Raw genomic sequence first — 14,978 nt, forward strand, 5'->3', positions numbered from 1 at the left:
TCGGGGGTTCGCGGGCGATAGGTGCATCGTGGGGTCAAGTCACGATGACGACATTTAGCCATGCTGCGTGTGGCCTGTCACCCCTTCGGTCAGGTGGCTTGCGGGCGTAGGCCAATTCGGTGTACGTCAGTCCACCGGCTGCGCTTCGGGGAACTTGTAGGTACCGCCCAGGATCTCGGAGCGTGGCCGGTAGAGCCGCACGGTGTAGTTCCAGCCATCGGCGATCGGCAGGCAGTTCTGGACGCCCGTATCGCATCCGCCAAACTGGATCGCGATGGCGCCGTCGCTGCCGCGCCTGGCGGTCAGGTTGTTCAGCGTGTACGCGCCGGACTGATTCTTCTGGAAATAGCCTTCGGCGTTGTAAACGCTGACGGACCAGAAGCCGTCAACCGGCACGTCCTTCACCGCCAGCCGGTAGACGGTCTTGCCGTCGTTCTTCGCCGGGGTCACGTTCAGGTAGGTGGCGTCCTTCTCGGGATTGCCGCCCCACGCCGCAGCCGCGCCCAGCAGCCGCTTCACCGGATCGACTTCCCCCTTCCTGCCGAATGCGCCGCGGAAATCGGGGCTCGTGGCCTGCAGCGTCAGCAGCGCATCGCGCACCTTCTTCTGGCTTGCCGGGTCCCAGCGCGGCAGTTCCAGCTTCCCAGGCGCCTGCTGGCTTACCTGGATGGCGTCCTGCAGCATGTGTACCTGCTTCACATCTTCCGGATTGTTGGGGTCGACCAGTGTGCGAATGCCTACCACCACGTAGCGCGTACCCACGTTTTCGCGCGTCAGCACGTGCTTGCCGGCGCCATAGAAGACGTTGGGTACGTAGTGATCCTCGCTGATGACCTGCATCGACATGTAGCGCTTGCCCGGGTCGGGCATCGTGATGGTCGCGGGACCCGCGTCCAGATCGAATACGGCAGACGAATAGAGCGTGTCGCGGTTCAGGCGGATCACGGTCTGGTGATCGATCGAGGCCGGCTCGCGGCGGTGCAGGATCTTTCCAAGGCCACCCTGTTTGGCCAGACCTCCGAAGTACGTGTCGGACTCGGCGCGTATGAAATTGTCGACCGTGACCGGAACGGGTTTTCCATCTGCGGGTGCGGGTGCGGTGGCGGTTTGCGCATGTGCCACGCCGAGACCGGCGAGCATGATGACGATGACGATGACGTGCTGTGCGATTAGCGATTTTTTCACGGAGTAAGCCTTGTCGTGGTTCCAGATGTAGAGAGGCGCATCGCAGTATGCCGTAACGGCCGCCGCACAAACATCGGCGCACGAAAGTGCTTATCACGCGTGTCGAAGAAATTTAATTCTCGGGATTAACCTGGCGAACGGTCGATGATTCGGCAGGATCTGCCTGCCTGGATGCGCCCCCGTTCGAGGCGCATCGCTCTCCAGACCGGACTTAGTGGTGTTTCTTGTCCTTGTGGGGCTGGGTGGCCGTTGTCGCCGGTTGCGTGGGCGGGACCAGGTACGACGCCTGGGTCAGGCGTCCCACGGGTTCCGTTGCCCCTTGCGTGGGCGATGACGGCGCCACTGCCGTCTGGCCGTTTTCATATCCGGTGGACACAGCCTCGAGGTATCCGGGTGGAAACTTTTGCTCGGGCGATGACGCGGACTGTGCACAGGCGGCGGTGCCAGCCATCAGCGCAAGAACGCCGACCGCCAGCTCATGCCCCAGAGAGGTGGGCAGGAAGACTTTGGGATGCATCAGCAACTCCTTCTTTGCAACGTCATGCAACGACATCGGCGGGGCGCCCTCCGCTGATACCGGCACGACGACGCAAGACAAAGGGCTGCTGCTTCGGCTGAAGACGCTTCACGTCACCCGAAAGGGTGGCGGGCAGTCAGAGCCAGCATCGATTGCGTGTCGGAGATGGGGGAATGGGTTGAACAGACAGACCGGGTGAGGGCGCGTGGCCTCTCTCACAATCTGTCATCGATGGCACCAAGTCAAACCGATTTACACATCCGTTGGCAGATACGTTGCGGCCGTGTTGTGCAAGGCACGCCCGTCCACAGTTACTGCGCGTGCAGAGATTCTTGCCTTATTGATTGACGACTCCGCGATGCCGATCGGTCGAGGTGTACGACTACAGCTTCAGCGTTGACAGCAGAATGCTCGTCTCTGTGTTGGCGATCCCGGGGACCAGGCGGATGGCGCTGAGGATGCGGTCGAACGCTTCCAGCGTGTCGGCGCGCAGTTCGGCCATCAGGTCCCAGCGGCCGTTGGTGGTATGCAGCGCGACGACGTTCGGATGTCCGCGCAACTCCCGGCGTACATCCTCGCTGTGATTGCCCTCGATCTCGATGCTCATGATCGCGCGGATGCGGAATGCCTCCGCTTCGGGACGTAGCCGGATGGTGTAGCCGACGATCGTCCCGTCGCCCTCCAGCCTGGCCAGGCGGTTCTGAACCGTTGCCCGCGCCACGCGCAGCTTCCTGGCAAGCATCACAACGGGCATGCGGGCGTCATCCCGCAGCAGGGCAATGAGTTGTCGATCCGTATCGTCCATGACGGTTGGCTGATTGCTTCATTGGATAAGCAAAGTGTAGTGCGCTGGACGATTTTTGAACACAGGCCGGGTGCAAACTGGCTTGGGTAGGGCAAAGGCGCAACGACGCCAGAATCATTCTGAAACGGCTTCAAGTGCTTCAAGCAACGTTCATGGGCAGGAGAACCATCTGCTTGCCCTGCAAGTGCAGCCGGTTCTGAATTTCGTTCGGGGTCTGGTTGTGCAGCCACGCGGTCAGGAAATTGACATGGCGGAAGATCAGCTTGCTGGCAAAGCAGACGCTGTTCGGGTACTCGGCCATGACCTCATCCACAAGCAGGGTGAACTCCATCACCGGATTGGTGCCGTAGACCGCGCGCGATTCGGCGGCCAGGCCGTGCCGCTGGCAGGTGCCCACGTAGTATTGCAGTGCATCGCCAATGGTGTGCTGCAGCCTGTGCAGGGTTTCCTGTCCCTCGTAGCTCTGCGCGTCCACTTCGCCGACGGCCAGGAAGATGAAGTTCTGGAAGTGCCCCGGGAACAGGCGCTGCACCCACAGCAGCGCATGCATGCTGACGCCGCGATGCTTGCCGACCAGCACGATGGCCGTCGGCTTGTCCCGATCGAGCCGGGGCGCCTGTGCAGGATCGACCGGCGGGGGACTTCCGGCAAACATGGCGTCCGCGTGGGCAAGCTCGGCGCGCGTGGCCGAGTAGTGACGCTTGACCAGGATGCAGAACAGGATCACCAGTCCCGTGACGAGCAGTGTCAGCCATCCACCGGCGGTGAACTTCTCGACGGTCGTCACCACCAGGATGGTTGCCGTGACCGAAAAGCCCAGCAGCGACAGCCCGAAATGCCGTACCCAGCCTTGCTCTGTCCTGTGCCGCCACCAGTACACGCACAGACCGAACAGCGAAAGGCTGAAGGTCAGGAACACGTTGATGCTGTAGAGCACCACCAGCACCGATACGTCGCCGTGCGTCCAGAGCAGGATCAGCGCGCTGGATACACCCATCACCATGATCCCGTTCTGGCGCACCAGCCTGGCGGACAGATCGCGGAAATGGCGTGGCACCCAGTGATCGCCAGCCATGTTCGAAAGCACGGTCGGGCCATCCAGGAAGCCGGTCTGCGCGCCAACCAGCAGCAGGCCCGCTTCGAACGCCAGCACGGCGGCCAGCAGGCCGTGACGAGCCAGCGGCGAACCGAGGCCAAGATTGTCGATGATGCTGCCGAACACCACGGCATTGAGTGTCTGGCCCTCCACAGGCTTTGCATGCCAGAGCATGTACAGCAGGATGATGCCGCCGGCCGTGAACGCCAGCGAGGTCGCCATGTAGAACATGGTCCATTTGCCGTTGGAAACCCGGGGCTCCGCGAGCATGTTGACGTTGTTGGAAACGGCTTCAAGCCCGGTGTAGGTACCGCCCCCGAGCGAGAACGCGCGCATCATCAGCGCCAGCATGGCGACCGGACCGATTGCCTGCGAGATCGACGACGCTTCGCCAACCGCGCCGGGCACCACCTGCCCGATCGACCCGGCATGGGCGGCCACGCCATAGATGATGAGCACCAGATGCAGCACCACGAATCCCATGAAGATCGGCAGCAGGACCAGTATCGATTCCTTCATGCCGCGGAAGTTCAGCATGGTCATGGCGGCAACGATGCCCAGCTCCGTCACCAGCTTGTAGGGCTGCGCGGCAAGCGGCAGCAGGCTGAAGAAGGCATCGACACCACTGGCCAACGATGTGGAGACCGTCAGGACATAGTCGACCAGCAGCGCCGCCCCCGATACCAGCCCCGGATGCGGACCGAGCAGGGCCGTTGCCACCCGGTACCCGCCGCCCCCCGTGGGAAACAGTTCGATGACCTGGTTGTAGCCAAGCGCGATGATGAACACCGTGGTGGCCGTGGCCAGCGCCAGGAAGAGTGCCAGCGGAGTGTGCGAGCCGAGCGCGAGAAACGCTTCCTCCGGCCCGTAGCATGACGACGACAGGCCGTCCGCCCCCAGCCCAACCCAGGCCAGCACGGGCGCCACCGCGATGGCATGGCGTGTGGCCGGCGAAAGGGGATCAAGCGGCTTGCCGGCGAGGTATCGCCACCATCTGGACAGTTCCGCCATCGTCGTCTCCCCACTTGCGCATCCGCAAGCCGGCCGAATGTGCCGCCACGCGGCAAGTTCGGCTCTGCGACTAATGTAGGCGGGACTTCACGCCGCCGGAAGCGCGCGCGGACGGCGTGGCGATATTTTTACGAGATTTTTATCCCTCGTCGCCATCCTTTGATCCAGCCTGTATGAACGGTTGCTTACCCTTGAGTCAGGGGAATGACCAAAGGGATGGACCATGATCAAGATACTTGTGCCAGTGAACGGTTCCGCGTGCGCGCTGTCTGCCGTGCGGCACGCCGCGTTCCTGTATCGCGAAAGTAGCGTGGCCGAGGTGGTGCTGCTGAACGTGCAGCCGCCACTGGAACACACACGGGCCAGCGCGTTTCACTCGCTTGCCGAACTGCGCGAGCAGGAATCCCGCGAAGGCGAATCCGCGCTCGAACTGGCCAGCAACATCCTTGACGACTCCGGGGTGCGCTATACGGCGATGATCGGGGTCGGCAGTCCGGCCCGGGCAATCGCAAGCGCGGCGGAGTCGATGAACTGCGACGGCATCGTGATCGGCGTCAACCTGTGGACGCAGATCAAGGCCTGCTTCGGGGGTGGGTTGGCAGCAAGCGTCATGCGCAAGACATCGGTGCCCGTGACCGTGGTGAAAGCGGCGGGCACAGGCGGCGCGGCATTGGGCATGCCACTGTCACCGGCACCGCATCCTCATGCCCGCCCGGCGCTGGTTGTATATCCGGGGTCTCACTAAGGTAAAGCCAGACGGCTGTCTTGATCCCTGCGGCTTACCGCATTGCCTGTGTTCCTGTACCGCCGCGCGCGTTAAGTCTGGCAGGCTCCTTCACCCTCGATCATGCCCTTCAGAACGTGATCGGTAGCCGCACCGTGACGGTCAGGTCAGGGGTATCGCGTGTCAGGCCTGCTCCGACCGACAGGTTCAGCGTGTACCTGTTGTTGAAGCGATACGAGTAGCCCACCAGCAGCGTACCCTGCGTGATGCGCACCGATCCTGCGATGGTTTCTCCGTTCTGTTTGGTTGGCCAGATGATGCTCTGGTCGTAGCCGATACTGAAAGACCCATGCTCGTTGAGGGCCACACCCAGACCGAAGTTGAACTCGAACATATCCCCCGGGGCGATCTTGCCGAGGGACTCCTGCTGGCCGGCCAGCACGTTGCGGTAGACGTCATCGCGCGCGAAGTTGTGCAGGTAGCTGAATCCGCCGAAGAGTACGGCCGGATCTGTCTGAAACAGCCACGTGATGCCTGGCTGGATTGCCTGGAAGCCGGTGCCCGTCGGCATGCTCAGCGGCAGACCGGTGCCTGTGGTATTTCCCACGCAGCGTGTCACGCAATCGGTCACCACCTGGAACGGGTCCCTGCCAGTGTTCGACTTGTAGCGCAGCCAGCCGATGAAGTAAGGCATCTTCTCGTTGCCATAGTTGAGCTGGTAGCGAAGCGTCGCTTCCACATCGCCAAGGCCGCTGCCATTGGCGGTGAAGGCACTGTCGACTGCGGTCCCCGTGAAAACCTCGTGACTGACCGTGTTGCTGCTTGCGCTCACGTACGGCACCTTGGCTTCGATCTCGAGGCGCTTGGTGATGCCGTATCGGAATGCGAACGCGCTGACGTACGTGGACGTCCTGATATCGCGTATATCGATCAACCCGATCAGCACGGCTGGAATCACGGTGTAGCCAACCAGCGACACGGTATCGCCGTACGAGTAGCTGTACTGGAAGCTCGGTTCGACGACGATCTTGCCCTGCGGAGTCAGCACGCCTGGCTGGTCGAAGATCGGCGCGATTGCCGGCGGCCGCGTATCGCGTTCCGGTGGCGTGCCGACCGGCTGCCCCGAGTCAGGCGCGGACTCGCCCTGCTGTTCGCCCTGGCCCGCCTGAACCTGTTGCACGCCCTGCGGCGCAACGGCCTGCGGCGGCATGTCAGATGGCGTCTGCTGGTCTTGCGCGCCTTGCTGGACCGTTTTGTTGATCTGCGCGGAATTGCTTGCCGAGCCCGACGCGGCCGGGTCGGGCGAGCCATTGCCTGGCGTCACGCCGTTGCCCACGGCCTGCCCGCCGCGCTTGTGCGACAACATCTCGTTATCCACCGTGCTCCGAAGCGCGCGAATCATGTCCGCCCGCTCGGTCAGCACCCGTTTCATGGTTTCGAGCTGCTTCGCCCGCTCGGCAATCTCCTTCTGAAGCGATTCAAACTGCGCGGCCGTGGGGGGAGCATCGTCGGGCGTCGTCTGCGCGTGCGCCAGACCGCCAAGCAGCAGCATCGTGGAGCAACTGGCACAACGAATGCCCCGCAGCGAGCGCTTCTTCATGACGTCTTTTTCTCCCAGGGGGCGACGCTCGGCTACCTGAATGCCAGAAATCAGTCGGGTGGTTGTCCTTCCATGCACCGCAAACGTGCTCATGTTTGCGTTGACTGCCTTCGGGCTCTGGATGCACTGGCTTTGGAGATTATGCTGCCGTACGTCGGCCCGCAAGTGCGATACCGCACCTAGGATGACGGATTGACCGCACCGCGCTGGATCACAGCGGTCAACCTGTCGGCAGTCCAGCAGCACTGGACGATGCGCTGCATGTCTACATAAAAGATCATTGCGGAAGCAGGGCATGCCCGCGCCGGCACTTGAAACAGACGCCCCGGAGGCGTTACGTGTCACGTAACAATGCCGTCCGGGGCGCACGCACAGATGTGGCTTTCCGCCGGTTGCTGGGGGAAAGCGTCAGGGCGTGATGGCTACCTTGAGCACCCCGTCCCGCTGGTGCGAGAAAAGATCGTACGCAGCTTCGATATCCGCAAGCTTGTAGCGGTGCGTGACCAGCGGGCCGAGATCGATTCGCTGCGTTTCAATCACGTTCATGAGCCGGCGCATGCGTTCCTTCCCGCCGGGGCACAGCGAGGTGATGATGCGATGGTCGCCCAGGCCCGCGGCGAAGGCATCGAGCGGAATCCGCAGGTCGCTTGAATAGACGCCAAGGCTGGACAGCGTGCCGCCGGGCTTGAGCACGCGCAGCGCCGATTCGAACGTGGCCTGGGTGCCGAGTGCTTCGATCGATGCGTCCACGCCCCGGCCGCCAGTGATGCGCAGGATTTCCTGCACGACGTCCGTATTGCGGAAATTGAGCGTCACGTCCGCGCCCATCTGGCGCGCGATTGTCAGCCGTTCATCGATGCCGTCGACGGCGATGATCATCGACGCACCGCGCAGGCGCGCGCCGGCCGTTGCACACAGCCCGATCGGCCCCTGTGCGAATACCGCGACGATGTCGCCGATCTTGATATTGGCGCGTTCCGCGCCGCCAAAGCCGGTGGACATGATGTCCGGGCACATCAGCACCTGTTCGTCCGTGAGTCCGTCGGGGATCGGTGCGAGGTTCGCCTGTGCATCGGGCACCAGCACGTACTCGGCCTGCGTGCCATCGATCGTGTTGCCGAAGCGCCAGCCACCCATCGGCTTGTAGCCGTGCGCGTGACCCTGCCCATCCTGTGACGAGCAGCCGTCCTGGCACGCGTAGGAATAAAAGCTGGGGCAGATGGCGCCGGCAATCACACGCTGGCCTTCACGATAGCCAGTGACACCGCTGCCGAGCTTTTCGATGATGCCCACCGGCTCGTGGCCGATTGTCAGGCCTTGCTTGACCGGGTATTCGCCTTTGAGGATATGGACGTCGGTGCCGCAGATCGTGGTGGTGGTAATGCGGATCAGTGCGTCGGTGGGTCCGACGGCGGGGATCGGCTTCTCCTGCAGCACGATCTTGCCCGGACCAAGGAATACTGCCGCTTGCATGCCTGCCATGTGATACCTCCTGCTGGTTGGCGAGAAAGGCCGCCCGCAGCCTGCCGGGCAGCAACCAAAGCAGTCTAGTTCGCATGCTCGTGATCGCGTTGACACTCATCAAAATCAGAGAATGTGCGGTCAGCGGCCATCGGGGAAATCATGCTTGACGGCGGAGATACTGGCACCGATACTTCGCAAACTATTCACTGAATAGTTTGGAGGCGACATGGAAGCGAGCCTGTCTGACGTGGGCACTGAAGTGGACACTAAGGTGGACACCGAGGTGGATAACTTTGCGCCGGTGACGCGCGAGATCGAAGCCGACAATCTTGCCGTGCGCGGCAAGCTGCCCGAAGGGCTGCGGGGCACGCTGTACCGCATCGGCCCCAATCCCCGTTTTCCCCAGCCTGAAGCCCACTGGTTCGGCGGCGACGGCATGGTGCACGCGTTCGATCTCGACAACGGGCGAGTTTCGTACCGCAATCGCTGGGTCCACACGCCGAAGTGGCGTGACGAGGACCGCGCCGGGCGGGCGCTGTTCCGCGCGTTCGCCGGCAAGCTGCCTGATGCGCCCGACTGGTCAGGCACGGACAGCGGCGTGGCCAATACCAACATCATCTGGCACGCCGGCGCGCTGCTGGCGCTTGAAGAGGCGCACATGCCCACCGCCGTCACGCCGCGCACCGTCGAGACGCTGGGCTACATGGAATATGGCCCGCTGAAAGGTCCGTTCACGGCCCATCCAAAGACCGATCCACAGACGGGAGAGCTGCTGTTCTTCGGCTACAACGCCGATGGCAAGCTCACGCCGGGCGTGCAGATCGGCGCGATCGACGCGCATGGGCGCCTGACGCACTACGCGCGTTTCCAGGCGCCATACCCGAGCATGATCCACGACTTCATGGCCACGCCGCGTCATCTGCTGATTCCGGTGCTGCCGCTGACCGGCAGTCTGGCGCGCGTTGAGCAGGGCGGGCCGGGGTATGCGTGGGAGCCGGGCAAGCCGGCGATGATCGGCATTCTGCCGAGGCGCGGCGGTGCCGAGGACGTGCAATGGTTCGAGGGACCGGCCTGCTACGTATTCCACGTGATGAACGCATGGGAAGACGGGGATCGGATCCTGGCCGATGTGATGGTCTACGATGAGCCGCCGCTGTTTCCGCATGCGGACGGATCGCCCGGCAACCCTGAACGGCAGCAGGCCTACCTGACGCGCTGGACATTCGATCTGTCGGCCGGAACCCGCCGCTTTGCCGCGGAGCGCCTGGACGATACGGCCGGGGAGTTTCCGCGCATCGACGACCGCCTGTCTGGCGTGAGGCATCGCCATGGGTGGTTCGCCGCTTCGCATCGCGAGTATGGCGACGGCGAACTCAACGGCATCATGCATGTCGACATGTCGACCGGCGCGCTTGATGCGTACTGGCTGCCGGCTGGCGATATCACATCGGAGCCCGTTTTCGCGCCGCGCGGCAGCGAGGAGGGCGACGGATGGATTCTGGCGGTGGTGTGGCGTGCTGCGGCACAATGCAGCGAGCTGCTGGTGTTCGACGCGCGTCATGTCGCGGCGGGGCCGGTGGCAACCGTCGAACTGCCGCAACGCGTGCCGTTCGGATTTCATGGCAACTGGGTAGCGGGATAGCGTACGGATGACGGAAGGCGGTACGAAGCAGGGCGGGAAGCGCAAGGGCGGCGCGCGCAAGGCGGCCGCCGGGGGCTCCATCAAGCCAGCGGGGCAATGGCACCACGGAGACCTGCGTGCGTCGCTGATCGCGTGGGGCCTTCACCTGCTCGATACGCAGGGCATCGCGGCAATGAGCATGCGCGAAGCCGCGAAGCTGGCCGGCGTGTCCCCGGGCGCGCCGGCTCACCATTTCCAGGATCGCAACGGCCTGCTTGCCGCCATCGCCGCGCAGGCGTTCCGCGAACTTGGCGCGTTCCGCGGCGACCGCGCGCAGCGGATTCCGCGCGATTCGCCGGCGAACATGCTCCGCGCGCTGCTGGTCGGCTACGCCGAGTTCGCGCACATGTATCCGGCGCGCTTTCACCTGATGTTCGGCCCCGTGATCGAACACCGCGAGCAGTATCCCGAATTGCAGCAAGCGTCGTCCGGCTCGTTCGATCGCGTGCGTGAAACCGTTGCCGCATGCCTGGATGGACGCGAGCCGGGCACGCTGACGCAGGAGCAGCTTGCATTCTGTGTCTGGACCGCCGCGCACGGCCTGGCCACGCTGACGGCCACGCGTGGCGGCTCCCGCGCGATCTCGGCCGAGCCGCACGGCGTCGAGCAGATGGCCGACGTTGTCGCTACCTTCTGCCTGGCCGCGCTACAGCACAGCGAAAACCGCTGAGTCCCTTCTTGCAGGCCCTCCGGCGTGAGTATTTGCTCACGTCTGGAGTCTCGCTGCCGCTTGTGTATCCGTTCTGTATCGATTTCGTATCGAAAAGGCTAAAGAGCCACTTTGGCTGGCCGTAAACCTTGGATGTCAAGACATTCATCCACCTGGCTGGATGCATCACATCGAAGTAACGTACGGCGAAGGACAAGAACATGACAATCTCCTCCATCGGCATCGGCTCCAACCTGCAACTCGGCGACCTTCTCGACCAGCTTTCCGCGGCGGAACGCGTGCCGCTGAAGGCGCTGCAAAACCAGAACGCGGCCTATCAGGCCAAGCTGTCGGGATACGGCACGATCAAGAGCATGCTGTCCGCGTTCCAGGCGTCGGCCAAGTCGCTGGCCAAGCTAGACACGTTTTCCGCCGTCAAGGCCCAGGTGGGCAATAGCGATGTGATGAGCGTTGCCGCTGGCAGCAATTCGGTACCCGGCGACTTCACGGTCAACGTCAAGCGCCTGGCACAAGCCCAGTCGCTGGCGGGCGCCGGCCAGGCCAAGCAGGACGTGGCCATTGGCACCGGCACGCTGACGTTCGATTTCGGCGTGACGGGCGGCTATGACGACAATCCGTCGTCGCCCACGTACGGCCAGTATGTGAACCCGACGTTCACGGCTACCCCGGACGCCAGCAAGACCGTGAAGATCGACAGCAGCAACCAGACGCTGCAGGGCATTCGCGACGCGATCAACAAGGCCAACATCGGCGTCAAGGCCAGCATCATCAACGACGGCAGCGGCACGCCGTACCGCCTGATCCTGAATTCGGAGAAGACCGGCGAGGCAATGAGCATGCGCATCACCGGTTCGTCGCCGGAACTGCAGGCGCTGGTGGGCTACGATCCCGTGGCAGGCCCCCAGGCCGGCGGCATGAAGGAAACGATGCGCGCGTTGAACGCGTCGCTGACCATCAACGACATCGCAGTCACCAGCGCCAGCAATGTCGTGACGGACGCCGCGCAGGGCGTCACGATGACGCTCAAGAAGACCGGCACCACGTCGATGTCCATCTCGCAGGATCTCGACAGCATCAAGGCTGCGGTCCAGGGGCTGGCCTCGGCCTACAACAACATCCAGGCCGCCGCCAAGCAATTGACCGCGTTCGACGTCAAGGCCGGCACCAAGGCTGCGCTGACCGGTGACGCCGTGCTGCGCGGTATTCAATCGACGCTGCGCGCGATCCTCAATACGCCAGAGGACGGCATGGCCGCGAATGCACCGAACACGCTGGCGCAGATCGGCGTGACGCTGCAGAAGGACGGCACGATGTCGATCGACACCAAGAAGCTCGATGCTGCGCTTGGCGCCAACCTGAACGACGTGGCCGCGCTGTTCGGCGGAGACGGCACGAAGGGCGGCTTCGCGCGCCGCCTGTCCGACGCGGTGGATCGCGTGACGGGGACCAATGGTGCGCTCAGTGCTGCTACCAGCGGCATCGAGAAGAGCATGAAGGATCTCAGCAAGCAATATGACGCGATGTCGGCGCGCGCGGATGCCACGGTCGAGCGCTATCGCAAGCAGTTCACGCAGCTGGACAAGGTCGTGGCCGAAATGAACCGCACCAGCTCCTACCTTACCCAGCAGTTCGCGGCGCTCAACAATATGAACAACAACTCCAGCAAGAAGTAAGCGCTGGAAGCGCTGCGCGCGCCAGCCCCCTCTTCGGCTTGCGGGAGGGGGCTGGGCAGCGGCGCCTTTGTCTCTCCTCCCTTTTCTCTCTTTCCTCTCTATCCGCGCCGCGCCGCATCGGGCGCAAGGCCCAGCACCCAGTCCCGGAACGCCTCCAGCGCGGGCACTTGCGGCCGACCCTCCGGGTACGCGAAGTAGTATCCCTGGCTCACGTCCAGCACGCGCTCGACCGGGATCACAAGCTGGCCCGTCTCCAGTTCCTGCTCGATCAGCAGGCGCGGCGCCAGCCCGATGCCAAGCCCGGCAGCGGCAGCCGCTGTCATCATCGTAAATAGCTCGTAGCGCGGTCCGCGTGCCGCAGCCACGCTGTAGTCCCACTGCTGCACGGCATACCAGTCACGCCACGCCTGCGCGCGCGTGCTCAAGTGAAGGTGGCAGCAGTGTGCAAAGTCCTGCGCGTCCTCCAGCGCGTGCGCGGCGCGGAATGCGGGGCTGCAGACTGGCACCATGCCGCCTTCGCGAAAGATCATGCCGCCGCGCGTGCCGGGCCAGAACTGGTCCCCGAAATAGATCGCCGCGTCATAGGCGCAGTCCTGGAACGAAAACGGCTGCGAACGCGCACTGAGATTGACCGTGATGCCGGGATGGCGCCGCGCGAAATCGGGCAGGCGCGGAATCAGCCATTGGGTGGCGAAGGTCGGCACCACGGCCAGTTCCAGCGTGTAGCCCTGCGTGCGGCCCGCGCTGATTTCCAGCGTATCCCGTTCGATATGGTCCAGATGCCGCCGCACGCGCGCCGCATACTCGCGGCCCGTCTCGGTCAGTTCCAGCCTGCGCCTGACCCGCGTGAACAGCGCCACGCCGAGCCGTTGCTCCAGCATTGCCACCTGCCGGCCCACCGCGCTTTGCGTCAGCGCCAGTTCGTCCGCCGCACGCGTGAAGCTGCCAAGCCGCGCGGCGGCTTCGAATGCCTGGAGCGCGGTCAGGTTGGGAATGTCCTTTCTCATGATGCGGCGGATGGGGGCGGGCGGACCGGGAAGTATAGCGATACGGCAATCGTGCGCTGGACGCACAACGTTGTGAGCATTCGTCGCTTGTGACGCGGCGTGCCCGCCCGCTATGCTGCGCGCGAATTCTTTGACGCCGTATCCCACGATGAATCCGAATATAGCCAAGCTGCTCACTGCCAACCTCGGCGACACGCGTGCCGCCCACCTGATGACGCTGGTCGCCATGCCGGAGGGCCTGCCCGTCGATATCGAGGGCCGTGCCACGCGTGCCGAAATCGCCCAGGCGCTGAATGTCGTCCTGTTCGGCGGAATTCTCGATCGCGTGCCCACGGGCCGCGCATATACCGATGACGTGGCCCGGGCCGGTGGCAAGGTCACGTTCGACCACGGCGCGCTGCGCACGGTGAAGTGGCCCAATGGCGCGCTGCCGGAGGGCGAGGCGGCGTTCACGCGAATCCTGCGTCCGTTGGGCTACGTGCTCAACGGCACCTATCCGCTGGATCGCATCGGCATGACGGGCCGGTCCTATGCGCACGCCGACGCGCCGGAGCAGATCGCCCAGTTCTTCCTGAGCGAATTCCACCCGGACCGCGAACGCTACAGCGATGCATTCCGCGCAGCCGTGACCCGCGTTACCGAAACGTCGGCCGATCCGCTGACGCCGCGCGCGCAGTCACTGCTGTGGCAACTGGAACGCGACGGCTTGCTGAGCGTGGACGACGGCGCCGAACTGGTCGGCCTGCTGGCGCGCTGCTTCGAACGCCACCATCCGGCCCCGCGCCTGGAGGACTACGAGACGCTGCTGAAGGAATCGGCCGAGATGGCCTGGATTTCCACCGAAGGCAATGCGTTCAACCACGCCACGGATCGCGTCGACGATGTGTTCGCGCTGGCCGAACAGCAAAAGGCCGTGGGCCGCCCGATGAAGGAAAAGGTCGAGGTCTCCGGCAGCGGCCGCGTCAAGCAGACGGCGTTCCGCGCGGACCCGGTGGTGCGTGACTTCGTTGGCGCCGATGGCAAGACTGTGCAGCGCGAAGTGCCCGGATCGTTCTACGAGTTCATCACGCGGGACCGCTTCCACGACGAACAAGCGGCGCGTACACGCTATGACCTCGGGTTCGATGCGGGCAACGCGCAGGGGATCTTCAAGATGACGGCAGCGGCGTAGGTTGCCGGTTTGCTCCCCTCTCCCGCATGCGGGAGAGGGGTTGGGGGAGAGGGCAAGCGGCTAGATCCGAGACCGGTCTCAATTTGAGCTGCCGCGCCCTCTCCCCTGCCCCTCTCCCACTTTGTGGGAGAGGGGAGACAACCCACTTAAATCGCCCCGGCCAGCCTGAACTGCCCCACTGCCTTGTGCAGTGCATCGGCCTGATCCTCCGGCGATGCGGCAGCGGCGTAGGCTGCCGGTTTGCTCCCCTCTCCCGCATGCGGGAGAGGGGTTGGGGGAGAGGGCAAACGCTTAGATCTGAGACCTGTCTCAATTTGAGCCGTCGCACCCTCTCCCCCGCCCCTCTCCCACTTGCGGGATGTGCAGACCGGGGA

The 14,978-nt window shown here is 63.9% G+C and carries 12 protein-coding genes; 5 read left to right on the plus strand and 7 right to left on the minus strand.

Annotated elements, in window-relative coordinates; genetic code table 11:
* Positions 1-126: 126 nt before the first annotated feature.
* From B552_RS0111785 to B552_RS0111800, 4 genes are all read right to left on the minus strand, one after another.
* Entirely contained in the window at positions 127-1,140 is a 1,014-nt protein-coding gene (locus B552_RS0111785; RefSeq protein ID WP_085958776.1) for a DUF1254 domain-containing protein, read from the minus strand.
* A 256-nt stretch (positions 1,141-1,396) separates the two neighbouring features.
* On the minus strand, positions 1,397-1,702 hold the full coding sequence (locus B552_RS0111790) for a hypothetical protein (protein WP_035879750.1): 306 nt from the start codon (positions 1,700-1,702) through the stop codon (positions 1,397-1,399).
* Positions 1,703-2,084: 382 nt separating this feature from the next.
* Complete coding sequence (locus tag B552_RS0111795; RefSeq protein ID WP_019449227.1) at positions 2,085-2,507, minus strand: Lrp/AsnC family transcriptional regulator; 423 nt, start codon at positions 2,505-2,507, stop codon at positions 2,085-2,087.
* 139 nt (positions 2,508-2,646) lie between these two features.
* On the minus strand, positions 2,647-4,614 hold the full coding sequence (locus tag B552_RS0111800) for an APC family permease (RefSeq protein WP_019449228.1): 1,968 nt from the start codon (positions 4,612-4,614) through the stop codon (positions 2,647-2,649).
* Positions 4,615-4,837: 223 nt separating this feature from the next.
* Here B552_RS0111800 and B552_RS0111805 point away from each other — a divergent pair, with 223 nt between their 5' ends.
* Complete coding sequence (locus B552_RS0111805) at positions 4,838-5,359, plus strand: universal stress protein (RefSeq protein ID WP_019449229.1); 522 nt, start codon at positions 4,838-4,840, stop codon at positions 5,357-5,359.
* A 109-nt stretch (positions 5,360-5,468) separates the two neighbouring features.
* Here B552_RS0111805 and B552_RS0111810 read toward each other — a convergent pair whose 3' ends face one another.
* Entirely contained in the window at positions 5,469-6,938 is a 1,470-nt protein-coding gene (locus B552_RS0111810; protein ID WP_019449230.1) for an acetate kinase, read from the minus strand.
* Positions 6,939-7,346: 408 nt separating this feature from the next.
* Complete coding sequence (locus tag B552_RS0111815; protein ID WP_019449231.1) at positions 7,347-8,420, minus strand: NAD(P)-dependent alcohol dehydrogenase; 1,074 nt, start codon at positions 8,418-8,420, stop codon at positions 7,347-7,349.
* Positions 8,421-8,628: 208 nt separating this feature from the next.
* On the opposite strand from B552_RS0111815, the gene B552_RS0111820 reads away from it, so the two are divergent.
* The 3 genes from B552_RS0111820 (at position 8,629) to fliD (ending at position 12,426) form a co-directional block, all read left to right on the plus strand.
* Positions 8,629-10,044, plus strand: coding sequence for a carotenoid oxygenase family protein (locus tag B552_RS0111820; RefSeq protein ID WP_019449232.1), 1,416 nt, complete (start codon positions 8,629-8,631; stop codon positions 10,042-10,044).
* A gap of 7 nt (positions 10,045-10,051) precedes the next feature.
* Positions 10,052-10,753, plus strand: coding sequence for a TetR/AcrR family transcriptional regulator (locus B552_RS0111825; protein ID WP_019449233.1), 702 nt, complete (start codon positions 10,052-10,054; stop codon positions 10,751-10,753).
* 200 nt (positions 10,754-10,953) lie between these two features.
* Positions 10,954-12,426 carry a flagellar filament capping protein FliD gene (gene fliD, locus B552_RS0111830; RefSeq protein ID WP_019449234.1) on the plus strand — a complete coding sequence of 491 codons (1,473 nt, stop codon included), beginning with the start codon at positions 10,954-10,956 and terminating at the stop codon, positions 12,424-12,426.
* A 98-nt stretch (positions 12,427-12,524) separates the two neighbouring features.
* Here the strand turns inward: fliD and B552_RS0111835 are convergent, their stop codons facing one another.
* Entirely contained in the window at positions 12,525-13,433 is a 909-nt protein-coding gene (locus B552_RS0111835; protein ID WP_019449235.1) for a LysR substrate-binding domain-containing protein, read from the minus strand.
* Between the two features lie 148 nt (positions 13,434-13,581).
* On the opposite strand from B552_RS0111835, the gene B552_RS0111840 reads away from it, so the two are divergent.
* Positions 13,582-14,604, plus strand: a complete 1,023-nt coding sequence (locus B552_RS0111840) for a DUF1338 domain-containing protein (RefSeq protein WP_026035576.1) — start codon at positions 13,582-13,584, stop codon at positions 14,602-14,604.
* Positions 14,605-14,978 lie beyond the last annotated feature (374 nt).

Origin of the sequence: Cupriavidus sp. BIS7 (assembly GCF_000292345.1) — a bacterium.
Classification (GTDB): Bacteria; Pseudomonadota; Gammaproteobacteria; order Burkholderiales; family Burkholderiaceae; genus Cupriavidus.